Annotated in this window: 24 protein-coding genes; 20 read left to right on the forward strand and 4 right to left on the reverse strand. The window is 54.4% G+C overall.

What is annotated here, in order from left to right:
• The first annotated feature begins 13 nt into the window (after positions 1-13).
• The gene (leuS, locus tag KRAC_RS24010; protein WP_007911606.1) at positions 14-2,488 is read left to right on the forward strand and encodes a leucine--tRNA ligase; all 2,475 of its coding nucleotides are present in this window, start codon (positions 14-16) and stop codon (positions 2,486-2,488) included.
• A gap of 669 nt (positions 2,489-3,157) precedes the next feature.
• A complete protein-coding gene (locus KRAC_RS24015) occupies positions 3,158-3,370 on the forward strand; it encodes a hypothetical protein (RefSeq protein WP_007911607.1) in 213 nt (70 codons plus the stop codon).
• A 71-nt stretch (positions 3,371-3,441) separates the two neighbouring features.
• Here KRAC_RS24015 and KRAC_RS24020 read toward each other — a convergent pair whose 3' ends face one another.
• On the reverse strand, positions 3,442-4,377 hold the full coding sequence (locus KRAC_RS24020) for a phytoene/squalene synthase family protein (RefSeq protein ID WP_007911608.1): 936 nt from the start codon (positions 4,375-4,377) through the stop codon (positions 3,442-3,444).
• A 482-nt stretch (positions 4,378-4,859) separates the two neighbouring features.
• Between KRAC_RS24020 and KRAC_RS24025 the strand changes: the two genes are divergently transcribed.
• Positions 4,860-6,041 (forward strand): ArsA family ATPase, encoded by a 1,182-nt coding sequence (locus KRAC_RS24025; protein ID WP_007911609.1) that lies wholly within the window; start codon positions 4,860-4,862, stop codon positions 6,039-6,041.
• A gap of 73 nt (positions 6,042-6,114) precedes the next feature.
• Here KRAC_RS24025 and KRAC_RS24030 read toward each other — a convergent pair whose 3' ends face one another.
• A complete protein-coding gene (locus KRAC_RS24030; protein ID WP_007911612.1) occupies positions 6,115-7,392 on the reverse strand; it encodes an MFS transporter in 1,278 nt (425 codons plus the stop codon).
• A 283-nt stretch (positions 7,393-7,675) separates the two neighbouring features.
• On the opposite strand from KRAC_RS24030, the gene KRAC_RS24035 reads away from it, so the two are divergent.
• Together KRAC_RS24035 and recG are read left to right on the forward strand one after the other, a co-directional pair.
• The gene (locus KRAC_RS24035; RefSeq protein WP_007911614.1) at positions 7,676-8,614 is read left to right on the forward strand and encodes an NAD-dependent epimerase/dehydratase family protein; all 939 of its coding nucleotides are present in this window, start codon (positions 7,676-7,678) and stop codon (positions 8,612-8,614) included.
• Between the two features lie 293 nt (positions 8,615-8,907).
• The gene (gene recG / locus KRAC_RS24040) at positions 8,908-11,649 is read left to right on the forward strand and encodes an ATP-dependent DNA helicase RecG (protein WP_007911616.1); all 2,742 of its coding nucleotides are present in this window, start codon (positions 8,908-8,910) and stop codon (positions 11,647-11,649) included.
• 79 nt (positions 11,650-11,728) lie between these two features.
• Here recG and KRAC_RS24045 read toward each other — a convergent pair whose 3' ends face one another.
• Together KRAC_RS24045 and KRAC_RS24050 are read right to left on the reverse strand one after the other, a co-directional pair.
• Positions 11,729-11,935 (reverse strand): hypothetical protein, encoded by a 207-nt coding sequence (locus KRAC_RS24045; protein WP_007911625.1) that lies wholly within the window; start codon positions 11,933-11,935, stop codon positions 11,729-11,731.
• A 243-nt stretch (positions 11,936-12,178) separates the two neighbouring features.
• Positions 12,179-13,036: a GAF domain-containing protein gene (locus tag KRAC_RS24050; protein ID WP_007911626.1), complete on the reverse strand. Its 858-nt coding sequence runs from the start codon at positions 13,034-13,036 to the stop codon at positions 12,179-12,181.
• Positions 13,037-13,792: 756 nt separating this feature from the next.
• Between KRAC_RS24050 and KRAC_RS24055 the strand changes: the two genes are divergently transcribed.
• From KRAC_RS24055 to tatA, 15 genes are all read left to right on the forward strand, one after another.
• Positions 13,793-15,082, forward strand: coding sequence for an MFS transporter (locus KRAC_RS24055; RefSeq protein WP_274532134.1), 1,290 nt, complete (start codon positions 13,793-13,795; stop codon positions 15,080-15,082).
• A gap of 71 nt (positions 15,083-15,153) precedes the next feature.
• Positions 15,154-15,513 carry a hypothetical protein gene (locus tag KRAC_RS24060; protein ID WP_007911628.1) on the forward strand — a complete coding sequence of 120 codons (360 nt, stop codon included), beginning with the start codon at positions 15,154-15,156 and terminating at the stop codon, positions 15,511-15,513.
• A 274-nt stretch (positions 15,514-15,787) separates the two neighbouring features.
• Positions 15,788-16,504: an ISAs1 family transposase gene (locus KRAC_RS78420; RefSeq protein ID WP_040443781.1), complete on the forward strand. Its 717-nt coding sequence runs from the start codon at positions 15,788-15,790 to the stop codon at positions 16,502-16,504.
• Positions 16,443-16,988: an ISAs1 family transposase gene (locus tag KRAC_RS78425; RefSeq protein ID WP_052568076.1), complete on the forward strand. Its 546-nt coding sequence runs from the start codon at positions 16,443-16,445 to the stop codon at positions 16,986-16,988. The genes KRAC_RS78420 and KRAC_RS78425 overlap by 62 nt, the downstream gene beginning before the upstream one ends.
• A gap of 131 nt (positions 16,989-17,119) precedes the next feature.
• A complete protein-coding gene (gene coaD, locus KRAC_RS24075) occupies positions 17,120-17,626 on the forward strand; it encodes a pantetheine-phosphate adenylyltransferase (protein ID WP_007911631.1) in 507 nt (168 codons plus the stop codon).
• Between the two features lie 90 nt (positions 17,627-17,716).
• On the forward strand, positions 17,717-18,388 hold the full coding sequence (locus tag KRAC_RS62365) for an SPFH domain-containing protein (protein ID WP_007911632.1): 672 nt from the start codon (positions 17,717-17,719) through the stop codon (positions 18,386-18,388).
• Between the two features lie 314 nt (positions 18,389-18,702).
• Complete coding sequence (locus tag KRAC_RS24085; RefSeq protein ID WP_007911633.1) at positions 18,703-19,230, forward strand: YceD family protein; 528 nt, start codon at positions 18,703-18,705, stop codon at positions 19,228-19,230.
• A 48-nt stretch (positions 19,231-19,278) separates the two neighbouring features.
• On the forward strand, positions 19,279-19,467 hold the full coding sequence (gene rpmF / locus KRAC_RS24090; protein WP_007911634.1) for a 50S ribosomal protein L32: 189 nt from the start codon (positions 19,279-19,281) through the stop codon (positions 19,465-19,467).
• Positions 19,468-19,545: 78 nt separating this feature from the next.
• The gene (gene fabD, locus KRAC_RS24095) at positions 19,546-20,574 is read left to right on the forward strand and encodes an ACP S-malonyltransferase (RefSeq protein ID WP_007911635.1); all 1,029 of its coding nucleotides are present in this window, start codon (positions 19,546-19,548) and stop codon (positions 20,572-20,574) included.
• A gap of 307 nt (positions 20,575-20,881) precedes the next feature.
• A complete protein-coding gene (locus tag KRAC_RS24100) occupies positions 20,882-21,238 on the forward strand; it encodes an Asp23/Gls24 family envelope stress response protein (RefSeq protein WP_007911636.1) in 357 nt (118 codons plus the stop codon).
• 33 nt (positions 21,239-21,271) lie between these two features.
• Positions 21,272-21,715 (forward strand): transcription antitermination factor NusB, encoded by a 444-nt coding sequence (nusB, locus tag KRAC_RS24105; RefSeq protein ID WP_007911637.1) that lies wholly within the window; start codon positions 21,272-21,274, stop codon positions 21,713-21,715.
• Positions 21,715-21,951 (forward strand): acyl carrier protein, encoded by a 237-nt coding sequence (gene acpP / locus KRAC_RS24110; protein ID WP_007911638.1) that lies wholly within the window; start codon positions 21,715-21,717, stop codon positions 21,949-21,951. Before nusB ends, acpP begins: the two co-directional genes overlap by 1 nt.
• 309 nt (positions 21,952-22,260) lie before the next feature.
• Complete coding sequence (locus KRAC_RS24115) at positions 22,261-23,004, forward strand: RNA polymerase sigma factor (protein ID WP_007911639.1); 744 nt, start codon at positions 22,261-22,263, stop codon at positions 23,002-23,004.
• Positions 22,997-23,290 carry a hypothetical protein gene (locus KRAC_RS24120; RefSeq protein ID WP_007911640.1) on the forward strand — a complete coding sequence of 98 codons (294 nt, stop codon included), beginning with the start codon at positions 22,997-22,999 and terminating at the stop codon, positions 23,288-23,290. The genes KRAC_RS24115 and KRAC_RS24120 overlap by 8 nt, the downstream gene beginning before the upstream one ends.
• A 162-nt stretch (positions 23,291-23,452) precedes the next feature.
• Positions 23,453-23,749 carry a twin-arginine translocase TatA/TatE family subunit gene (gene tatA / locus KRAC_RS66440; protein ID WP_007911641.1) on the forward strand — a complete coding sequence of 99 codons (297 nt, stop codon included), beginning with the start codon at positions 23,453-23,455 and terminating at the stop codon, positions 23,747-23,749.
• Positions 23,750-23,767: the final 18 nt, after the last annotated feature.

The following is a 23,767-nucleotide window of genomic DNA, read 5'->3' on the forward strand; positions in this document are numbered from 1 at the left end:
GGGAGGCATTCGCATGATTACACGTACGAAGTACAATCCAAAGGCCGTTGAACATAAATGGCAGGCACAATGGGAGGCTGAGCAGGTCTACCGTGCCTCAGATGATTCCGCAAAACCTGATTTCTATCACCTGGTGATGTTCCCCTACCCCTCTGGCGATCTACACATGGGGCACTGGTATAACTACTCGCCCTTTGACGCCTATGGCCGTCTCAAACGCATGCAAGGCTACAACGTAATGCAGCCCATTGGCTTCGATGCCTTTGGCCTACCAGCCGAAAATGCCGCGATCAAACGCGGTGTCCAGGCACGAACCTGGACGCTGGCCAATATTGAGAATATGCGCAAACAGCTCCAGGCCATGGGCGCGGGTTGGGACTGGTCACGCGAGGTCATTACCTGCCTGCCAGATTACTACAAATGGACGCAGTGGCTCTTTCTGCAATTCTATAAACATGGCCTGGCCTATCGCACCAAGGCGCCCGCCAACTGGTGTCCTGGCTGTAACACGACCCTGGCTAACGAACAGGTTCTGGCCGATGGCACCTGCGAGCGCTGTGGCAGCGTCGTTGAGCGCCGTGAGATCGATCAGTGGCTGCTGAAGATCTCTGCCTACGCGGAAGAACTGCTGAAGTTTGAAGATATCGAATGGCCCGAGAAAACCGTGACCATGCAGCGCAACTGGATCGGTCGCAGCGAGGGCGCCGAGATCCGCTTCAATGCTGAGATCGAGGGCAAGCAAGAAGAGATTCCAGTCTTCACCACGCGCCCCGACACCATCTATGGCGTGACCTTCTTCGTCCTGGCGCCAGAGCACCCCTGGGTCGCGAAAATCACGACGCCTGAGCACAAGGATGCCGTTGAGACCTATGTTGACCAGGCCCTCCGCATGACCGAGATCGAGCGAATGAGCGCCGAGAAAGAGAAGAGCGGCGTCTTTACCGGAGGTTATGTCATCAATCCTGTCAGTGGCGAGCAGATACCTGTCTGGATCGCCGATTATGTGCTGATGGGCTATGGTGCGGGCGCGGTTATGGGCGTTCCAGCGCATGATCAGCGCGACTTCGAGTTCGCGCGCAAGTTCAACCTACCCATTCGCCAGGTCATTCTGGCCGAAGATGAGGAGCCAACCGATCCCGCCACCTGGGAGAGCGCGAAAGAGGCTCTGGGACGCATGATCAATTCAGGCCCCTTTGATGGGACCTCCGGCGACGAGTCGAAGACCAAAGTGACGCGCTCTATCGAGGAGCAGAGCATCGGCAACGCCACGGTGAACTACCGCCTGCGTGACTGGTTAATCAGCCGCCAGCGCTACTGGGGTTGCCCCATTCCCGTCGTGTATTGTGAGAAGGATGGCCTGGTCCCCGTGCCCGAGGATCAACTGCCGGTACGCCTGCCTGAGAATGTCCAGTTTAAGTCTACAGGCGAGTCGCCGCTGCGTTATGAAGAGTCCTTCTTGAATACGACCTGCCCCACCTGTGGCGGTCCAGCTACCCGCGAGGCAGACACGATGGATACCTTCATCTGCTCCTCCTGGTACTACCTGCGCTACGCCGATCCACATAACGATCAAGAGGCCTGGAGCCAGGAACAGATGCGCAAATGGTTGCCCGTCGACCAGTATGTGGGCGGCGTTGAGCACGCGATTCTGCACCTGCTGTACTCGCGCTTCTTCACCAAGGCCCTACGCGATATGGGACACCTGAACTTCGGCGAGCCATTCAAACGCCTCTATCACCAGGGCATGGTGCTTGGCCCCGATGGGCAGAAGATGTCGAAGTCACGCGGCAACGTCGAGGCCCCCGATAAATACATTGAGACCTACGGCGCCGATACCGTACGCTGCTATATGATGTTCATCGGCCCCTTCGAGGCGGGTGGCTCCTTTAAGGCGGAGAACCTGGAGGGCGTCTGGCGCTTCCTGAACCGCTTCTGGAGCCTGGTTACCGAGTCCTGGACCGACAATCCCAGCACAGAGAAGACCACTGAGAGCAAGGCAGTTGAGCGACTGCGCCACAAGACTATCAAGCGGATCACCGAAGACCTGAGCAATTTCCGCTTCAACACCGCGCTGGCCGCGTTGATGGAGTGTAACAATGCCCTGATTAAACAGCAGCATGAGCCAGTCGCGCGCACGGCGGCCTTCCAGCGCGCGCTCGAGACCATGATGCAGCTGCTGGCACCCCTGGCTCCCCATATCGCCGAGGAGCTCTGGCACCAGACGGGGCATGAGGGCTCGATACACCTGAGCACCTGGCCAGCCTTCGACGAGGCCATGACACACGACGAGAGCTTTACCCTGGTTGTGCAGGTCAATGGCAAAGTGCGCGAGCGCCTTGAGGTGCTCGCTGGTATTAGCGAGGATGATGTACGCAGGCTGGTGCTTTCTAACGAGCGCGTTCTCTCCTTCATTGGAGATGCCACCGTTCAGAAAGTCATCTATATTCCTGGGCGCCTGGCCAACATCGTTATTCGCAACGTTCGCTAATATCCCAGTTTGTTAGCAGCAATCAGGCAGGCACCTACCCAATAGGTACTTGCCTGAATTTGTATGCTCTATTTTGTAACCCTGACACGTCTATAGTAGTAGAAGGTGGTGAAAAAATTGAAGATTTGTCATCACCTGTCGATTACACACCGATAAGGCTATATAATCTGATAGGATGGAAATTTTTCGCGTTCTCTGTGGAAAAAGACAACGAAGTCTTGACTTTAGGTCATAGAGATGGAACTTTTCTACGCCTTCAAACGTATATACCGCAGATAGCCTTTTAAGGTCGCTCTCCACGCGTGTTTACACGGCACCTGGAGACGAGCAACGGTGGTAGTGAGTTTGGGGGGACACGTGAAGCGGATCACAATTTTTATGTCACCTGGAACACAGTAACTACGCCGGTTTCCTGCTATGCTCCGTACATACGGAAATTAGGTAGTGAGGGTAGAGTAACCTGACGAGGATGGGATTGTGTGATGGGGTACATTCAAAATCTGGTATTTGAAAAACTGTAGGGTGGCGCGTCTATTCAATGAAGCGCTCTTTTCTTCAAGCTTTTCTTCGAATAAGAAATGGGCCAGAATAGTCGTTCCATAACAGGTATGCACAGTAGAGAGCAGTGGCGGCTTGCCGGTCATCGGCGTAGGTGGAAGGATATAGAACATGAATACACAGCCTTTGGAATTGATTACTAGCGTTGACAACGCTCTTGACGAAACAGACTTTCTTCGCCAGCGCGGTTTTGCTCAAGATGAGATTATTTCTCTGCTCTGGCTTCGTCAATGGTATCAGAATGGCGGGAGTGATCGTGTGGAGGTGGTGCGACAGCTAGAATATTTGCACTACCTCTACACACAGGGGAAAGTGACCTCCTAGCAGTCTATCTTTGTAAATAAGTGGCGTGGGGTGTACTGGCAGCCGGCGGCTGCCAGTACACCCCACGCCACTTATTTACAATACATGACCATATATCTGCTCCCAACATGTTGCATAACCCAGCAGGCCGAGGCCGCGACTAACTTTGTCTGCAAAGGAACACTGGCTCGCTTAGTAAAGACGTTGTAGTCATTCGAGCGAATGCGTTCCAGAATACGTTGGTACAAAACCCCGCTTAGTTTCACCGACAACTGACAATCGGGATGCAGCAGGCCAATGCCCTGCTGGCCCCTGATGTAGTATTCTTCGGCGCGCGCCATTTGAAAGTGGATCAACTCGCGGAAAGCGTCGTTGATCACGCCCTGCTGTAAATCCTCTTCGCTATAGCGAAAACGCTCCATCTCCTCCAGCGGTAGATAGATACGGTTGCGCCGCAGATCCTCGCCCACATCACGCAAGATATTTGTCAATTGAAGCGCGATACCTAGCTCCACCGCGTATGTCAATGCGCGCTCATCGTTATAGCCGAAGATCGGGCTGGTTAACAAGCCAACGGTACCAGCCACCCGATAACAGTAGAGCTCAAGTTCCGCGAAACTCTGATAACGCCTGTTGCTTAGATCCATGGCCACGCCATCTAATAGCTCCAAAGCGGGCTTTATGGGCACCGCATAGGTCTGTAGCATGTCCTCCCAGGCCTGCATAATCGGACTATCACCGCTTCCTTCGCCATTATAAACATGCTGGAGCGACTGGTGCCAGTAATCCAGTTCGCAACGGGGATCCTTCACTCCATAGAGATGAGCAGTCCGCGGCTCCCGCGTTTCCTCCGCTTCGACTGCTTCGTCCACGATATCATCGACCATACGACAGAAGGCATAGACAGCCCAGATGGCCTTGCGCTTGGGTTGAGGAAGAAAGCTGGACCCCCAGTAAAAGGTTTTTGATGCTCGCTGGGTAATCTTCCGACAATACTCGTAAGGATCCGTCACGCTACTCTGTCGCATCGCACATCTCCTATTCTACTTCTGATACAAGCGGCTTCTTGCTCACTTCAAAGGTCACATCTCTCGCTCTATAGCTAAAGCTGTTCGCTCGTGTTTCTCCGCGCATCATCTTCTATTAGTTTAGGAGACCCCACTAACCATGCCTATTTATCAGATAATTAATTTACGTCTACGCCAGTATAGATGCCTGCTTGCTCTAGAAATGGGTAAGTCCCACTGGCGTAATATGCCAATTCGTCTTACTGTTCTCTTCACAAGAACCTGTTCGAGGCACTTCGCCGCTTCATGACTTGTCTGGGGTACGTATTGGGTTGAGGTGGCAAGCTGGCCCCGCCAGCTTGCCACCTCAACCCAATACGTACCCCAGACTCAATTGATCAAACCTAAGAGAGGAGGTATACGTACATATGGGTAAGGCGATGTTGTTCAGTTCAAAAAATACTATATAGCTTGTTTAGCTCAAATATACAATAAGGAAGCTTATGCGTATTATACTTTATCTTGGAAAAGGCGGGGTGGGCAAAACAACCATCTCCGCTGCGACCGCCGCGCGTTCCGCAGCACTCGGCAAACGCACGCTGGTTGTCAGTACAGACCTGGCTCATAGCCTGGCAGACTGCTTAGGGGTACCCTTGACTTCTGAGCCAGGCGAGATCGCGCCCAACCTGTGGGCGCAGGAGGTCAATGTCCTTGATGAGATGCGCCGTGGGTGGGGCAAAGTCCAGGAGACCATGACACGCACGCTGCGCAAGCAAGGGGTCGACGATGTCATGGCAGAGGAACTGGCCCTGATTCCAGGCATGGACGAGATCGTAAGCCTCGTCAATATCTACCGCAATGCTGAGCGGGGGAACTTTGACGTGGTGGTGATTGATGCCGCGCCCACCGGTGAGACTGTGCGCCTCCTCAGCATGCCCGATACCTTTCAGTGGTATGTTGGGCGCCTTTCTGGTATGCGTGGAACCCTTAACCTGGCCCGGCCTTTCCTGAAATCGCTCATCCCAACGACCGAGTTGCTTGATGCCGTACAGAAATTGAGTGAGCGCGTCAAGGCGTTGCGTGAAGTGCTTAGTGACCCCACAATCACCTCGTACCGTCCCGTGGTGAATCCTGAGCGCATGGTGATCAAAGAGGCTCTACGCGCCGAGACCTACCTCTCCCTCTTCGGTTACCCTATCGATAGTGTGGTCTGCAACCGCGTCATTCAGCCCGGCGACTACCAGGATGCCTTTCTACGCGAGATGTATAACACACAGGAGAAGCTCCGCCAGCAGATCCATACGACCTTCGCGCCACTTCCCGTCTGGGAGGCACCCTATTATGCACAAGAGATTCTAGGCGTGGACGAGCTTGAGAAGCTAGCCCAGGTGGTCTTTGGTGAGCAGGACCCCACCGCCGTCTATCACCAGGGAGCAGTACAGGAGATCGTGCGCAAAGAGCAAGGCTATATCCTGCGCCTCCCCCTGCCTCATGTGGAAATGAGCAAGGTCATCATGACCAAGAAAGGCGATGAGATGATTATCGAGATCGGAAACTTCAAGCGCGATCTCACCCTCCCCGCCATCCTCACGCACCACGAGGCGACCTCCGCTCGCTTCGCAAACAAGGCCTTAGAAATCCATTTTACCGCCCCCACCGAGGCCGAGAGCGACAAGACAGCATGATCTTCATTCAGGAAGAGAGCGGCAGGCTGTCGTCATGGACGACAGCCTGCCGCTCTCTTCCTGAATATTCCTATTAGTCAGGGGCAACCTCTATCGCTGGCGTGCTTGGGCTCGGCTCTTCCTGAGCATCATCCTTCAGGCGCGCATTGCTCATCGTCAGGAGGGCGACGACGCCAGCCAGGAGTGTAAGAATGCCTGAGATGTCTAGTAGAGTAACTGTACTCAAGCGGTCGCCCGCACCAGTGGCGAGAATCAGGCCTGCAAACATAGCGATGGAGAGAAGCGTCTCGAATGCGCCAAAGACACGACCGCGATAACTATCCTCAACCCTGATTTGCAGCAGCGTCTGTGTCGTTACCATTAAGCCAACGATAAAGACACCCACTATACCAATCAGGAGCAGAGAGATTAGTAGATGAGGATAGTGGGTGATGATCAAGATGGCACTTCCCGTGGCTACCAGTGCCAACACTGCCAGCACAACTGGGCGAACCACTTTACTCACCTGACCCACCAGCAATGCGCCCAATAAAGAACCCACACCCTGGGCGGTAATAATCCAGCCCAGCGTGACTGATCCGCCATGCAATACCTTTTCTGTCAGCGGCACCAGCATGACATTGAGCACACCTTGCCCTATCATGAGCACACCCATCGTCAAGAAAACGCCCAGGATGACATCATCACGTTTAACTATCCCCAGGCCACTCCTCCACTCACGCAAGACGTTCTTTGTCGCCTCTCCAACCGAGACCACTGCCTGAGGCTGTGGTACTGTAGTACGAGCAGGGACAGCAACTAAGGATATCATCAGAGCTGAAAAGAGATAGGTCGCGCTATCCACCACGACCACCCCTGTTGTGCTCAGCCAGGCATACAGTATACCTCCCAAAGGCGGCCCAATCAGGCGCGTCAGGGCTTCACTAAAAGACGAAAGCGAGTTGGCCCCTATCAAGTCTTTCTCACCCACAAGCGTAGGAATAAGCGCCATCGAGGCGGGTGTAAAAAATTGGGAGATGATCGCCTGGCACGCGACCGCAACATAGATGACCCATATCAGGTTCTGTGTATGAACCAGCAAGATCAATAGGAGCACCGCTGCACGCGAAAGGTCGGCAATAATCATCGTCCAACGTCGATCCCAGCGATCAACAAAAACACCAGCTAGTGACCCCAGGAGAATACGCGGCAACATCTCAATCATATACATTATGCCCGTCTGTAATACCGAGCCTGTTAACTGATAGATGTAGAATGGTAGCGCCAGAAGCACCAGCCAGTCACCCGATAACGAGACAATTTGCCCCAACCATAATAACGCAAAATTACGCTTCCTTAGTGCGGTAAACATTCTCAAGCTCCTTCAAATTTTTTAAGACTCTGTATTCTGCCCCACAACATTCGCTCACTACCAAACAAAAAACTTCAACTATTTGCAATAAAACACCAATTATATGGCAATATTAACATCTATCTCAGCAAAAGTCAATATCTATTTGCTTATTTTTGGCAATTAAAAGCAAATATTTAACAAGTTGATCTGTATTTCACCAGCCTCTACCGCTTCCCTCTATGGTACATTGAAAGTATTGGAGGTATGACGTCTCACTCATCCACATATGAAGGAGTTTCCCATGAAGATCTTCGTCGTCGGAACCACCGGGGTCCTTGGACGTGCGCTCCTCCCTCAATTGCAGCAGCGGGGACATACTGTGCGTACCCTGGCGCGTACGCTTGAGAAGGCTCGCGCACTGGAAGCTGCTGGCGTCGAGGCCGTTATAGGCGACCTCCTGGCTCCCGCCACTGTTGAACACCTGCCTTCACATATCTCTGGCTGTCATGCGGTTGTACACACAGCAACCGCCATTCCACGCGATCCCAATCATCCTGATCCCGACGCCTGGAGGGCCACAACACGCCTGCGGACAGAAGGGACACAATCCTTGTTAAGCGCCACGCTCGCGGCTAAAGCCAGGCGTTATATCCAGTTGAGTACTGTCATGGCCTACCCCGATGGAGGCGACTTCTGGCTGCACGAGAATGTGCCCCTGGATAGCTCACCTGCGCGTGCGACTATCTGCGCCCCTGTGATCAAAATGGAAGAGATGGTCAGTTCGTTCCATCCCAGCCAGCTCCACTGGTGCATTTTGCGCGCGGGACAATTTGTGGGTCCAGGGACCGATCAGGAGAACCAGCTTGAAGGGCTGCGAGCTAGTCGCCTGACGGTTCCCGGCAGGGGACAGAGCTACCTCTCACTTGTGCATGTCAATGACATGGCCTCTGCGATCGTGACAGCGCTGGAATCAGCCCCGGCTGGCTCTACCTTCAATATCGTTGATGAACCCATTCAATATGGGGATTACCTCGACCGCCTGGCAAACCTGCTGCATGTGCCACACCCGGTACGCCAGCCAGAGCTGCCTGAACCACACTCCTGCCGCTGTAGCAACGAAGCTGCGCGCACCCGCCTTGGGTGGTCCCCCCAGCGAGGTATCTGGCCCGATGAAGAGCAACTAGGGACCGCCCCAACAACCGTTTCGAGTACAACCCAGGCTCGACGTGCCGCCAGATAAAGTAAGAAAGATGGACATGGCGCAGGGGCAAATGCCCCTGCGCCATGTCCATCTTTCCTACCTCCGGTGAGCTTGTGAGCAGGCAGGGCAAAGAATGGGTAGTCCTTGAGAAGCATTGTCGCGCTCTCATGAGAGCTTGACATCTGTTCCATAAAACCTCTATCATGGGGGTGAGATCGACAACGACATGACACGGCCTATCAGTCTATCTAAATAGCGCTTACCGCTAAAAAATCTATTGTCTGGTCGCCAGCGTGGCGCGCCTACAGCACACTATCTTATACATTTTCTTTATGGCACAAACACAAATAAATGCTCTCGCGCCCCATATTGAGCGTGCGCGCAAAATCTTACAACATGAAAAACGCACCCAGTACCAGGATAAAGCCATCCTTGGTGGAGGGCTAGAAACCTTTATTGCCCGCTGGGTGGACGAAACGCGCCCACTGCTACAGAATATCGGCCTTGACCCCGCTATCGTGCTACGCCTGCGAACGCACCTGGAGGGGTATCGCCAGCTTACACCAGACCAGCGTGCCAGTCGCCTGGTCCTGGTCCTGGCTGATCTAAACGAGCTTGATGGAGCACCCGCCTCCACTACGCCCCAAAGCGCCGCACCAGTCGTTCTCCAGGGAAAGCAGGCAACAACGCTCCCTCAGAATGCTAACACAACACAGGCTGCACCAGCGCCACGCCAGCAGAAACAGCCGACTGCGCCATCATCCACGCCTGCTACGCGCCGCCCACCTGCTCCCCCCCCGGAGGAACCTGATGTGCCTCACGTAAAGCGCCCGGTCGAGCCGCCGCCACCACCACCACCAAACACTATTCGCCTCGAAGCGGGTATGAGCCAGGGGCATACCTCGCTTACGCTCCTCAGCGCGGATGTCAACGCGGTACCCGGTGTGGGTCCCACGACCTTGAAACACCTGCATCACCTGGGAATTCACACCGTGCACGACCTGCTCTTCTATTTCCCGCGTGAGCACCGCGATTATAGCAAGATCACGCCCATCGTCGATGTCCCCTTCAATGAGGTCTCGACTACTATGGGCCTGATCTGGGAGGTCACAGTCAAGCGCACCAGGGGCAATCAGTCCCGCACCATCGCCACTATCTCGGACGACAGCGGCAAGCTCTACGCCACCTGGTTTAACCAGCCATATCTACAGAAACAGTTGGAGCGCGCGCAGGGCTGCTATATCGTGATAACGGGCAAGAAACAGCGCTTTGGCAACAAGGTCGAGTTTAATGTACAGAGCCATGAGCTGCCCGAACAGAACGATCTGCTCAACACTGGCCGCCTCGTGCCGACCTATGCGTTGACCGCGGGCCTCTCGGCCAAGGTGCTGCGTCGCTTTACCAAGTGGGTAGTTGATCGCTATGCCCAGATGGTTCCCGATCACCTTCCCACGCCGATCCGCGATATGGGCCAGCTGATACCGCTGTCCGAGGCCGTGGCAAAAATCCACTATCCAGATAATGAAGAAGAGCGCCAGCGCGCCTATCGTCGCCTCGCCTTTGACGAACTCTTTATGATCCAGCTCGGCATGCAGGAGCGCCGCGAGCGCTGGCAATTTGAGGCCCCCCAGGGCAACGCCTTAACCATCTATCCCGATAAGATCTTTATCGGGCCCCCGGCTGATGAGAGCCAGGACACGCCTCCCACCAGCGGCACTACTATAAGCAATATCGGCATTGGCTCGACGCTCTGGTCGGTGACGGCGACCGACGCGCCTCTAGAGGCGACGCTTCCCTTTCACTACACCGATGCGCAGTGCCGCGTGATCAACGAGATATTCATCGATATGGCGAAGAGCAAACCGATGTGCCGCCTGCTGCAAGGTGATGTCGGAGCCGGTAAGACCGCTGTCGCCGCCGCGGGCCTCTTTATGGCGGTCCTCAATGGCAGCCAGGGCGCGATCATGGCCCCCACCGAGCTGCTGGCGGAGCAACATGCGCGCAGTATCAGCAAGATGCTTGAACCCTTCGGGATTCGCACCGTCCTCCTCACTGGCAGCCAGCGGGCCAGCGAGCGCGCCCGTGGACGCGCCATGCTGGAGAGCGGCGAGGCCGCCGTGGCTATCGGCACCCACGCCCTGATCCAGGATGATGTCAAGTTTTATAAGCTGGGACTGGTCATTGTGGACGAGCAACATCGCTTTGGCGTTGAGCAGCGCGATGCCCTGCGCAAGAAGGGGTATCATCCGCACATGCTCGTCATGACGGCCACGCCCATTCCGCGGACCCTCTCCCTGACGCTCTACGGAGACCTGGATGTCTCTGTTATCGATCAATTGCCTCCAGGGCGCCAGAAGATCATCTCACGTTGGCGCACAGGCGCACGCCGAGCTGAGTCTTATGATACTATTCGCCAGCAGGTGGAGGAGGGTCACCAGGCCTTTATCATCTGCCCCTTGATCGAGGAGTCCGAGTCGCTCCAGGTCAAGGCCGCGACAACTGAGTATGAGCGCCTGCAACGCGAGGTCTTTCCAACTCTACGCCTCGGCCTCCTGCATGGCGCGATGAAGCCCGCTGAGAAAGACCAGGTCATGCACCGCTTCCGCGACCATAAGCTTGATATTCTGGTCGCGACCTCGGTCATTGAAGTGGGTATCGATGTTCCCAATGCCACAGTCATGGTCATTGAAGATGCCGACCGCTTTGGCCTCTCGCAACTCCACCAGTTCCGTGGTCGCGTTGGGCGCGGCAAACACCAATCTTACTGCTATGTGCTGAGCGAAGACGCGGGCGCGCAATCACAGGAGCGCCTGGGAGTCTTTGAGGAGATTGATGATGGCTTCAAGCTCGCTGAGGAGGATCTACGCCTGCGCGGTCCCGGCGACTTCATTGGCGTGCGCCAGAGCGGAATGCCAGAGATGCGCATCGCCGATCTTAGCGATACACGCATGATCGAACTCACACGCAGGATCGCCGCCAGCGTCTGGGCAGGCGATCCCTACCTGCGCAAGCCAGAGCACACGGCGCTCCGCGAGCGGATGCACCTCTTCTGGCAAGACTTCATGGCACATTAGCACCCCTAAAAACAAACGGGGTCAGGGTGTCTAGAAATCATAGCGACGAGACACCCTGACCCCGTTTGTTAAGAGTAGGTTATGCTGACCTGGAGTCGCCCCAGAGTCCAAAAAGTCTGCGTTTTAAAGAGCCGCGCACGCGCTGCCACGAGAGCGAGAGCATCGCCTCACGTAATCTCTCGGCCTGCATATGCTCAATCGCTTCGAATTCGTCTATATCTATGTCACCATTGATATAGCGTTGTGACGCTACCCAGAGCGCCTGTTCCCGTTCCTCTGCCGTCATAGACACTTCGCCCTCTCGATGTTTTGTGATCCTGCTGACTATTCTTCTTCAGTGGTTCTGTCAAGTAGATACTTCGCGCGATATACAGGCCACCAGGTAAACAAACGATATCTTGACTACAATGTCAAAAAACATGCTTTTATAGTGCCAATTTGTTTAATTGTAACGCCAAAAGGACCTATTTTCAAGCTTTTATTAATAAAAAATTGCCTATATAACGTATAGAGGCAATACGTTGCTCAGCTAGGCCACCAGTTTCTCGCTGATCAAGATGACCGCGGCCACGCGGCTCGCCAGCATCAGCAGTACCTCTTTTACATCCTGTGAATCAAAGGCGTCCTCAGTGTAGCTATCAAAACAGAGAACGCCCAGGCAGCGCGTGCTGTTGGGCTTCTCGGGATCGCTGCCCATTATGGGAACACTCACAAGCGAGCGATAGGGAGGGAATGGTCGTCGCCCTCGAGGCTTCTTATACGCCTCCAGGTCGCAGACCCAGAAATTATCAATGCGCTTCATATGCCCAACCAGGAGACGGCCGCTAACAAAGGCCTCGCCCGCTACACCACTATCACGCTCGCGCTTCGATTCATCTTTACCAATATAAAACTCTATGTCTTCCTGGCTCTCCTGCGGCATATCGAAACCCACCCAGTAGCGCAGGAACTCACCTTTTACATCAGGCACAAGGATCGCAGCCCTGCTCACTGTTCCATCAAACTCGTTTGTGGCATCCAGCAGGACATCTTTGAGCAGGCGCTCAACCTGGCGTGTCCCACGCTGTTCTGGCTGCCAGCTTGCCAGCAAACGCAGCAGGGACCCATCGAGAGCAATCATCTTATTGGCGCGCTTCAATGCAACCTGGAGCACAGAGATCTGCAACCAGCCGAAGCCCATGCCCAACACTCCCAGGACCACGACAACCGCCACGATGGTCCATGGTAACGCGTCGTGCTGGAAAGCTCCACTCAAGCCATTGAGCGTGAGCTGAAAGATTTCATCCGCCCGGTTGCCAATGATTCCATCAATGGCCGCAGTGGCAATCAGGGCCGCCACTGTGCCTAAAGCGAGTAGCACCCTCTTCTGCTTGAACCATTTGCGCATCTCCTGGGCCTCCTTTCCCTCCTCTTCTGCCGATGCAATCTCTATTATCTCATACTATCCTTCTTCTAGATAGATATCTATCTCTACATAAACATCTTCATAGAGTAAGGTATGTTATGACAGGTTTCGGGCATCCACCCGAAACCTGTCATAACATACACCTCATCATTGAGAAGCACATCCGGATTTCTTTATAATAAGTCAGAACTGACTTAACATCACCTGTTATTCCGCAAGCTGCATAAAATAAACTTTTAACAGCTTTACCAATTGTGACAACTGACACATTAAATACCAACTGGTCAATATGGCAAAGACCATAAAAGCCCTGCCCACTTTGGGTAGGGCTTTGCAGAGAATACTGGAAATACGTTATGCTATGACCAGTCACACAAATGCAAACGTTGAGTCATCCTGATGACGCTCACCTCTTTGTCCAGGACCACAAATTGACATTGCTTGACGCTGAAATCAGTTGGCTTGACGCACAATAGCCCATCTACGCACATCTCCCCCAGGCAACTTCCACTTCTGTACCCTCATAGGCGAGAGAGATGGCTGGAAACAACTGGGGCATATTTTTAGCCCATCAGGTCAATTTTGACTTAACGTAGATTTCACGTCATAATTGACGGCCTTTGCTGGTAGAAAGTAGCTCACGACGCGAGGGTACAGCAACTATCGCTTCTGCTGCATCGTCTGAGGCAGGTCAGGTATTTCTACCTACTTAGACGCAGCCAGTGAGGTCTGCTAAAAATACGGAACAGGACACACACTTTGAGGAGCACAGTTATGGATAAACAGCAACGCACGGCACTCCTGCTGATGACGCTGACTGTCCTGATCGATATTACAGGGTTTGGCCTGGTAATTCCCCTCCTGCCCTTCTGGGCAGAGCATTTTGGGGCCGACGCCTTTATGATTGGCATGCTCACCAGTCTCTATGCCCTGGCCCAGTTCCTCTTTACACCCATTCTCGGCACTCTTTCAGATCGCTATGGGCGCAAACCGATCATTGTTATCTCCCTCGTCATTGAGGCGCTCTCCCTGGTGCTCACGGCCCTGGCGGGTTCGCTGCCTATGTTGCTGGTGGCGCGCTTCGTTGGCGGCCTGGGAGCCTCAAATATCGGCTCGGCTCAGGCCTTCGTTGCCGATGTCACGCCGCCGGAGAAACGCGCGCAAGGCATGGGTATGATCGGCGCCGCGATTGGGCTGGGCTTTGTCATCGGTCCCGCCCTGGGTGGCCTGCTCGCTGGCGCATATCCTGGACTACCGTTCTGGATCGCCGCCACAGTCGCCCTCCTCAATGCCGCGCTCGTGATTGTGCTTCTGCCTGAGAGCCGCAAACGCCTGGCAGGCCAGGAGCAGGGGCAGAACAAAAAGGCCGGTAAGAGCGGGATTGGCGCCTTCTTCTCCGGGTGGGGCAACCTGGCTCATAACCCTGTGGTGCTCTCGCTGATCCTGATCAACCTGCTCTACACCGTCGCCTTTACGGGGATGGAGAATATCTTTCCGCTCTTCACTCAGCATTACTTTCACTGGGGAGCAACACAGAACGCCTTTGTCTTTACCTACATCGGCGTCATCATCGTCATCATGCAGGGAGGGCTGGTCAGCCAGCTTGTCAAGCGCTGGCGTGAGCGAGGTGTCATGCTGGCCGGGCTGGTACTTATGGCGCTTGGGCTTATCGCCCTGGCCTTTAGCACTCAGCTCTCCTGGCTCATGGTCACGCTGGGTGTTCTCAGCATCGGCGATGGCGCGGTGAGTCCCACCGTCTCGACGCTACTCTCCTTCGCCAGTCCCGGCGAAACCCAGGGTGAACTGCTCGGACTGTCTCAGGGCTTCGCGGGCCTGGCTCGCATCATTGGCCCCTTGATCGCCGGTGCTATTTATAAGATAGGTAGCGCGGGCACGCCCTTTATCGTGGGTGGTATACTTGTGGTGCTGGCGACGCTTGTAGCCTTCCCCACAATTGCACGAGTTACACAGCCTGCGCAGCCAGCCCGGGCCGATGCCGTCGAGGTTCCCTCCTCGTCCCACGACTAGGCCCATCCAGGCCTACATTCACCATTTTCAATTACAATTACAACTACAACACTGTAAGGAGTTTTCGTAACATGGCAGCACGTATCTCTATCATGGTCCTGCGCCTCGCCGTTCTGGTCGCGCTTATTCTGGGCATCTTCTACTGGGCTGGCAACTATATCGTGAGCACCGATGTGCACCAGGGCATTGGTATTATCGCCGTCATCTGTCTCTGGATCATCGCCGGTACCCTGGCCACCACCAAGCCTGGCAATGCAGGACTCGCGATTGGCGCGGCCGTCTATGGCCTGATTGTCATCGCTTTAGGTGTTACTCAGACCCGCATTCTCATTGGCCCCGCTCATGACATCATCCGCACCATCCACTTGCTGCTGGGCCTGGGCGCCATCGGCTTTGGTGAAATGCTCTACGCTCGCTACAAGCGCATCTAAATACGTGGTATCCCCGTTCTCTTCAGGAAGCACTCTCTATTAGATGGGAGTGCTTCCTGTTTTATGTCTCATGGCTTCTCGCCACTATGTGGCTCGCAGGGTATAGGATGGGATGTGGAAATGCCTGCGGCATTTCCACATCCCATCCTATACCCTGCCTGGCTCTCTTCATCACTTCAGGGTTTCTCAAAAGTCTGGTGAGGGGTGAAAAAGAAGAGTCAATCCAGTAGAATGCATGACATCAAAAAACACAGCATTCAAGGAGTGACTCAGCATGGACTATACAACATTGCTGGAAGAAAACAAGGGGGAGCCCGTCTGCTCGTCGAGACAGATGCAATCCCTGTATCAGGTTTGTCACCATCTGAGAGACGGAAGAAAAGCACGAGGAAGGCAATATGACCTCGCGGGGGTGCTGCTGGTGGTCGTCCTGGCAAAATTGGCGGGGATGAGCAGCCTGCTAGCAGCAAGTGAATGGGCAAAGGATCAGGAAAAGGTCATCCGCGCGAATGTGAACCTTTCCTGGAAACGGATGCCTTGTGCCAATACCTACAGCTACGTCCTGGCACGCTTAGACAGTCAACAGGTCAATGCTCATCTGGCCGCGTGGTTTGTGCGCCAGATGAGCCACCAGCGAGAAGGAGAGCCAGACGACCAGCACGTCCATCTGGCCATTGATGGCAAAGCGCTCAAAAGCACTGGGGAGCAGGCATATGGAGGAGAGCATCCCCAACAACATCTTCTGCATATTTATGAAGCAGAAACGGGTGTGGTCCTCCAGCAGATCCCCATTGGCTCTAAGACGAATGAGGTTGGCGCGCTCAAACCGTTTCTGACCGAGGTGACATGTAAAGGGCGAGTGATCACCGTTGATGCGGCGCAAAGCTATCACGAGATGACTCGGCTGGTGCGCACGAGCTGGAGGGGAGGTGATTCTCATCATCAAGGACAATACACCTGTTGCTCGCGCGGACCTCGAACTGTTTTTTGAAGACCCGCAAGCAGATCAGAGCACCTGGCAATCGTATACTCAGCTTGACAAGGGCCATGGTCGTCTGGAACGTCGCTCGATTATGAGCAGTCCCGATCTCAATGGCTTGTTCTTCAAGGATTGGGGCGAGATTGGACAGGTCTTTCGCTTACAGCGCGAACGAACGATCAAAGGGAAGCACAGTTGCGAGGTTCGCTACGGGTTAACAACGCTTTCTCTGAGGCATTGTCCTCCAGAACGTCTTCTGCACTACCTTCGAGCACACTGGAAGGTGGAGAATCATCTCCACTGGCATCGAGATGCCACCCTTGGGGAGGACCGTTGCCGAGTCCGCTTCATTCCGGTGATGGAAATGCTGGCCGTGCTCAATAACGTGGTTCTTTCTCTCATGCACCTGCACCGGGTTTCCACCGTCGCTCGCCAGCTTCGTCGTTTTGCCTCTCATCCAGAGGAGGCTCTTGCTTGGTTGCTTCAGGACTTTTGAGAAACCCTGTTCATCACTTTGCGCGCTATTGCCGAAATGACCCTACTATGGTTTAATGAACAGAAGACCCTGCTTTCCAGAGGGTCGCATACTCTGAGTTTTTACATACTATTTTAAGGGGGGTCAGAGACGTGAGCAATGAAGCACAACGTCCACGCATAGCAGTCTATCCGGGAACTTTTGATCCAGTCACCAATGGACATCTCGATATCGCGCGCCGAGCGGCGCGCCTCTTCGATGAACTGGTCATCGCGATCTACGCATTTCCCGACAAAAATGTGCTCTTCACCGTTGACGAACGCCTCTCACTCTGGCAGGAAGTCATTGCCGCCGAAGGCCTGACCAATGTGCGCGTCGAAACCTTCTCGATACTCGTAGTAGAATATGTACGCTCTCTTGGTGGCTGTGCGCTCATTAAAGGCTTACGCTCTCCTAACGACTTTGGCGCTGAGTTCGAACAAAGCCTGATGAACCGCAAGCTCGCACCTGAAATCGAGACCATCTGCCTGCTCACCAGCCTGGATCACCTGTTTATCAGCTCATCCCGGCTCAAGGAAGTTGCTCGCCTGGGAGGCAATGTCGATGATATGCTTCCCGCCGCGGTAGCACGCGCGCTACGCCATAGATTCGGCCAATAGCGCTCGCTCAGAGACTACCCCCCTGGCATCCATACACGTACCGCTTATAACATCTCGGCGTACGCACCAGGAGAGGGAAGGAGGAAGTTCTTGGACATTCTGTACCTCGTTGATCGCCTGGATAATCTCATCGCATCAAGCAAGCGCGTGCCTCTGACTAACCAGGTCGTCATAAAAGAGACCGACATCTTCAATATTATTGAGCAGATGCGCACCTCGATCCCTGAAGAGGTCAAGCAGGCGCGTCGCGTCATTCAGGATAAAGAACGTGTCCTCGCTCAGGCCCAGGCCGACGCCAACGCTTTGCTCAACCGCGCGCGTGAGGAGACCGAGCGCGTCATCAACCGCGAGGGGCTGCTGAAGGTCGCGGAACAGCGCTCGCAGGAGATGCTGAACCAGGCCGAACAAAAGGCCCAGCAGTTGAAGGGCGACGCCGACGCCTATGTCATCGAGACGCTACGCACCCTGCATGAACAGCTTGTGCAAGTGGAGACCAGGGTCAGCCGCACCGTCTTAAGCGTTGAGCGTGGCATCGAGAGCCTGGAGGAACATGGGCAAATCGCCACCACAGGGGACAAGAGCCTGGAAGAGCACGACGCCACAGCATACATCAACGAGGAAGAAGCATTTCTCGAAGATGAGGGCGCAGGGGAACTGGTGGAAGACTCCCCTGGCGAATCACTGCCAGCCAATATACCACTACAGCCACGTCCACGGCGCTCCTCTCTGGCAGCCGATACCATTGGCATTAACCAGCCTTAGCATGTCACCTGTCGCGCTGGAGGGCAGGCGTCAAACGGGTCCTATTCGTACGCCAACCTCTTTTTCGCTCTACGGCGCGCTTAAGGTGAACGCACTATCCATGCGGCATCCTCGCGGTGCCTCTCTTACCTATGGCCGCATACGGGTCTTGACACCCTTTCAAGGCTTGTCTATAATGAGCAAGCGCCAGCAAAGAGCAAGAACTTTTCACTTTGCGCCATATCGCTATTTTCAGTATGCATTTTTACTGAGAGGAGATATCCTGATGATGTCTCACACAAGGGTTCAACTTTCTAGTGGAAAGGGAACAAGGAATGATCTTTAATGTGGCGCAACTTTTGAAATCGCTCGTCGGTACCAGCCTTGAGTCCGACTTTAGCGAAGATGATATTCAGCTTGACGAAGATCTCAAGGTCATCGGTCCTATCGCAGGTCACGCTCGTATACGTCACATCAACCAGGGAATTCTGGTGGACGGCTGGGTAGACCTTACCGTTGAACTAGAGTGCACACGCTGCCTCAAGCATTTCGAGCAGCCGCAGCATGTAGACTTTGAAGAGCGGTTTTATCCAACCGTCGATGTGGTAACTGGTATTCCTGTCGAACCTGTAGACGCGGAAGATGCCTTCCCTATCGACGATCACCACCTGGTTGACCTTACCGAGGCGATTCGCCAGCAGGTCCTGCTCGCGATACCCATTGTGACCCTCTGCCGCGAAGATTGCGCCGGGCTGTGTGCGCAATGCGGGAAGGATCTCAATGAGGGTCCTTGTGAATGCCAACCAGAGCCAGACGCACGTTTCAGCGTCCTCAAGACACTTTTGCAGCAGGACAATTCATAACCACATGTCACCCAGATTTTCAACGGGTGGAAGAGGAGAACAATTACCATGGGAGCACTTCCAAAACAGCGTACCTCACGCGCTCGTCAGGGTGAGCGCCGGGCACATCATCACCTGAAATTACCACAACTGGTGGCCTGCCCTCAGTGCAAAACACCACGTCTTTCGCACCATGCCTGCCCCAATTGTGGCACCTACCGTGGCCGCCAGGTGTTTCTTCCTAAGGCCAGCAAGTAATGACAAGCAAGCGGCAATGTAACGCTTCTTCGTGAAGTCTCTTACATACGCCGCTTCTTTTTTTTGAGAGTGATAAGCATGACGACCAGAGTCGCCTTTCTTTTTCCAGGGCAGGGAAGTCAGGCTGTTGGCATGGGAGCCGATATCTTCGCGTCCTCTCCCGCGGCCCAGAGAGTCTTTGCCGCCGCCGATGACGCCCTCGGGTTCTCACTAAGCGATCTCTGCTTCAACGGCCCAGAAACCACCCTGCGTGATACTATTAACGCTCAGCCCGCTATTGTGACCGTCAGCCTCGCGTATCTTGCCGCACTCCAAGAAGCCCTCTCCCCTGGCGAGCCTTCTTCCTGGTCCACGCCCCTCACACCCGCCTTTGTCGCGGGCCATAGTGTGGGCGAATGGAGCGCGCTGCCTGTCGCGGGCGCACTCGATCTCAAAGAAACCATCCTGGCCGTGCGCGAACGCGGTCGCCTGATGGAGCATGAAGGCACGGTCTGCCCCGGGGGCATGTCCGCCGTCATTGCCATGGACGAAGAGCCACTGCGCCAGGTCTGCCAGGAAGCAACTGAGCAGGCACTCGCGGAGCTAGCGGGGGCCACGACCCATCCCGGTCAGGGACGCGTCATTATCGCCAATTATAATGCTCCCGGCCAGATCGTAATCTCTGGTGAGAAGCGGGCGCTTGAGCTGGCGGGAGAACTGGCGAAGGCACGCGGCGCCAAGCGCGTGATTCCTCTCGCGGTCAGTGGCGCCTTCCACTCACCCGTGATGGAGCCAGCCACGCAAGGTCTGGCGAAAACGCTGGCAGAGCTTGAGCTTCGTGAGACCGCGCTTCCCATTATCGCCAATATCGATGGCACGCCGCTCACCGACCCCTCGCGTTTGCGCCAGGAGCTTGCCCAGCAGGTGGCATCCTCCGTACAGTGGGTCAAGACCATCCAGTACCTGGTGGAGGCTGGCGTCAACACCTTTATCGAGATTGGTCCGGGCCAGGCCCTTGCGGGCATGGTCAAGCGCATCGCGAAGGGCGTCACGATTATGAACGTTGGCAACGCCAGCGAGGTCGCGAAGGTCGCAGCCCAACTACGCGAACAGGATGTTTTGGCGTAGCAGCTTGCATGTGTGAGCATATAGACAGGCCCTCCGTCTGAAGAGTCGGAGGCCTGTCCAAAACCAGTATTGAAGTCCTCCTACTATGGACGGGCACACCATTTGGGATATATACTTGACATAGCTCGCAAAAGGGCCTATCTTTGGATTTAGATAATTTGCAATAGCGCCTGAATGCTCAACTACGATAGCGACAGATATACCGTAGTCATTTGTCAAATAAGTCGCTCGCTCCTTAACACTGGAAGGTTGCGATCTTACTTACCCATTTCATCTGGTGTGGCACTCACAGAGAAGAGAGGTTAAGATGGCAAGCGCCTATCAAAGCATTGGCTCCGTTCGCGTGGCCAAACAGGTACTTTCGACTATCGTAACGCATAGCGCGTTGCAGATTCCAGGTGTAATCGGTATGGCCAATACATCACCCACAGTGGCGATGCGTAACCAGTGGTCTCGCCTCCTCAAACACGACATTCCTCCTCAGGGGGTCGGGTTAACTGTGAGGGAGAACACCGTCTCGGCCGATTTATACCTGATCGTTGATGCAGATGTCGATATCGTCTCAATCGGCTCTGCCGTACAGGATGAAGTTGCCTCTGCGCTCGAAGATATGGTCGGGATGCAGGTGCAAGAAGTCAACATCTACATTTATGACATTGCATAACACGTCATTAGTTTGACAATTTTTGAGGATACTATGCCAGGGATACGCAGGCAAGCGCGCATGGTCGCACTGCAAACACTCTATGAATATGACATGGTCCATCATGATCCCCTTGAGATCTTGCAGCGGCACGCTGAAGAGCGTAATCTCCATGCCAAAGTGGTAGAATACGCGCAAGAGCTGGCCGAGGGTGTCTGCAAGCACCTGGCTGATATCGACGCGCATATCCAGAGTGCCGCTCGCGAATGGCCACTGCAACAGATGGCTCGTGTCGATAAAAATATCCTGAGACTTGCAATCTACGAGATTCTGTTTAATAATACTGTACCAGCCAAGGCTGCTATCAATGAGGCTGTGGAACTTGCCAAGCTCTTCGGCAGTGACACCTCGAGCCGCTTCATTAATGGTGTCCTGGGTACTATATTTAATCGGGCTCAACAACAGCCCACCCCAAAAGCGGAAAGCGAGGTGAAATAATGCCAACTATTCAGGATAGGCTGAAAAAAATCATTGTCGACCAGCTTGGTGTCGACGAGAGCGAGGTCGTTTCTAGCGCGTCTTTCGTTGAAGACCTCAACGCCGATTCGCTGGACCTTGTCGAACTCATCATGTCCCTTGAGGAGGAGTTCAAAGTTCAGATCTCCGATGAGGACGCCGAGAAAATCACGACCGTGCAAGAGGCCGAGGATTATATCGAAGAGCACCTGCGGTAATTTTTTTCTTCCTACGGACTCATGACAGGGTGGCCTAGGCCACCCTGTAACTTCCCTCAAAACCATCTTCAGATAACCTGTATACCTTCCACACACTCCCCCTTTGCGAGATCCCATATATTTGCTACTATTTCTTTAGTAAGACTAAGACATACTATTTTTCAAAAAAGAAAAATTCGTTGTCACACTTTCATGTCCTCGTGCATCTGAGTAATAGAGAGACGTGTAAACCTGGCAATAGTTCAGATACACGGCTCCCGGTAAGAAACGTTTCTTTGCTATCGTCCATTTGTTGAGAGAGTTATCTGTGTGGATACGACGCCTACCGCCAAGGCTATAGAAGCGCTTATTCATGAGTACAGCGCCCTGGTCTTTCATACCATCTATGGCATGACCAATGATTGGGAGGAGAGCCAGGACCTGACCCAGGACACCTTTCACCAGGCTCTGCGTGGGATAGATGCCGCTCGTCGCGCGAGTGGAGATCACTTCCAACCTAAGGCCTGGCTCCTGCGTATTGCGCTGAATACGGTTCGCATGCACCATCGCCGCCGCAAGATATTAAGCTTTGTCCCCTTCTCGCGTATGCTCGAAGGGCGCCAGGCGGAGACGGCGAGTAGCGAAACAATCAGCGAGCAGGCCGCGCCTCTTCAGCCTTCAGGACTGGGAACGCACGCATCTGATGATCCGGCTGACATCATCGCCGAGCGCGACGCTGTACAGCGCGTCCTGGCGCGCCTGGCAGAGCCTCTACGGGTCTGCCTGCTGCTCTCTATCGTTGGCGGCCTGACCACCGCCCAGATCGCCGATCTGCTTGAACTAAAAGAGCCAGCCGTACGCCAGCGCCTCGCCCGCGCCCGCAAACAGTTCCAACAGCTCTACGCCTATGAAAGCGATGAGAAACTTGTGGAGACACCTGGCGATTCAGAGCCAATCACGACCAGCACCGCCTCCACTGACAGAGAGAACATAGGATCGTCTACGCAAGCGCATAAGCCCTATCATCTCTCGCTCAACGCTCAACCTGCGACACATCGGAGTAGCTATGCATAACGATACCGCAGAAACACTGCTGCTACGCCACTATGGTCCAACAGCGCCCAGGCCCTCGGGTCTTGAGCAACGCCTGGTACATGCACTACACCAGGAGAAGGTACAAGAACCGGCGCTCTTACCAACGCGCCAGGCGCGCCTTATGACGCGTCGCCAGATCCTGCGCGCCGTAACCTTTAGCACCGCCAGTGCGGGCCTTGTAGGGCTGGCCCTGGAAGGTGTTCAGCAGCTTGACACGAGGTTCTTCGGTCACGATGCGACGACGCGACCACGAGCGGCCTACTAGCCTCCACAGGCTGGTCTGATGCCTGTCACAGCGTTATTGCAGATAAGACCTTAAACTTGTTACTGTGCGCTCAAATCTTCCATAGGATTTGAGCCTGGACATAAGAGCAGAATCCATTTTATCTTTCGCGTTACCGCGTTCATTCAGAAAGGAACTACCATCATGCCATTTGGAGTACACCCACTTACCCTAGTTATCGTTGTCGTCGTCGCCCTGCTGGTCTTCGGTCCCAAGCGTCTCCCCGAGATGGGCTCCGCCATCGGTAAGAGCATTCAGCAGTTCAAGCAGGGCATGAGCGAAATTGGCGCTCCCAAAGAAGAGAAGGAAGAGGTCAAACCCGTCGAGTCGAAGGGCGTTGATGCCATGGACATCGAGGCGCTTGAGCGTGAGATCGCCGCACGTAAAGCTGCTTTGAACGCCCAGGAGGCCGCGAGCCACTCGGTCGATGCTGAGGTTTAAATCAACGAATGTCGTCCG

This window comes from Ktedonobacter racemifer DSM 44963, assembly GCF_000178855.1.
GTDB lineage: Bacteria > Chloroflexota > Ktedonobacteria > Ktedonobacterales > Ktedonobacteraceae > Ktedonobacter > Ktedonobacter racemifer.

Coding starts and splice junctions, on each gene's coding strand:
- leuS (WP_007911606.1), top strand. CDS start 14: ATGATTACACGTACGAAGTACAATCCAAAGGCCGTTGAACATAAATGG.
- KRAC_RS24015 (WP_007911607.1), top strand. CDS start 3,158: ATGAATACACAGCCTTTGGAATTGATTACTAGCGTTGACAACGCTCTT.
- KRAC_RS24020 (WP_007911608.1), bottom strand. CDS start 4,377: ATGCGACAGAGTAGCGTGACGGATCCTTACGAGTATTGTCGGAAGATT.
- KRAC_RS24025 (WP_007911609.1), top strand. CDS start 4,860: ATGCGTATTATACTTTATCTTGGAAAAGGCGGGGTGGGCAAAACAACC.
- KRAC_RS24030 (WP_007911612.1), bottom strand. CDS start 7,392: ATGTTTACCGCACTAAGGAAGCGTAATTTTGCGTTATTATGGTTGGGG.
- KRAC_RS24035 (WP_007911614.1), top strand. CDS start 7,676: ATGAAGATCTTCGTCGTCGGAACCACCGGGGTCCTTGGACGTGCGCTC.
- recG (WP_007911616.1), top strand. CDS start 8,908: ATGGCACAAACACAAATAAATGCTCTCGCGCCCCATATTGAGCGTGCG.
- KRAC_RS24045 (WP_007911625.1), bottom strand. CDS start 11,935: ATGACGGCAGAGGAACGGGAACAGGCGCTCTGGGTAGCGTCACAACGC.
- KRAC_RS24050 (WP_007911626.1), bottom strand. CDS start 13,036: ATGCGCAAATGGTTCAAGCAGAAGAGGGTGCTACTCGCTTTAGGCACA.
- KRAC_RS24060 (WP_007911628.1), top strand. CDS start 15,154: ATGGCAGCACGTATCTCTATCATGGTCCTGCGCCTCGCCGTTCTGGTC.
- KRAC_RS78420 (WP_040443781.1), top strand. CDS start 15,788: ATGGACTATACAACATTGCTGGAAGAAAACAAGGGGGAGCCCGTCTGC.
- KRAC_RS24085 (WP_007911633.1), top strand. CDS start 18,703: ATGATCTTTAATGTGGCGCAACTTTTGAAATCGCTCGTCGGTACCAGC.
- rpmF (WP_007911634.1), top strand. CDS start 19,279: ATGGGAGCACTTCCAAAACAGCGTACCTCACGCGCTCGTCAGGGTGAG.
- fabD (WP_007911635.1), top strand. CDS start 19,546: ATGACGACCAGAGTCGCCTTTCTTTTTCCAGGGCAGGGAAGTCAGGCT.
- KRAC_RS24100 (WP_007911636.1), top strand. CDS start 20,882: ATGGCAAGCGCCTATCAAAGCATTGGCTCCGTTCGCGTGGCCAAACAG.
- nusB (WP_007911637.1), top strand. CDS start 21,272: ATGCCAGGGATACGCAGGCAAGCGCGCATGGTCGCACTGCAAACACTC.
- acpP (WP_007911638.1), top strand. CDS start 21,715: ATGCCAACTATTCAGGATAGGCTGAAAAAAATCATTGTCGACCAGCTT.
- KRAC_RS24120 (WP_007911640.1), top strand. CDS start 22,997: ATGCATAACGATACCGCAGAAACACTGCTGCTACGCCACTATGGTCCA.
- tatA (WP_007911641.1), top strand. CDS start 23,453: ATGCCATTTGGAGTACACCCACTTACCCTAGTTATCGTTGTCGTCGTC.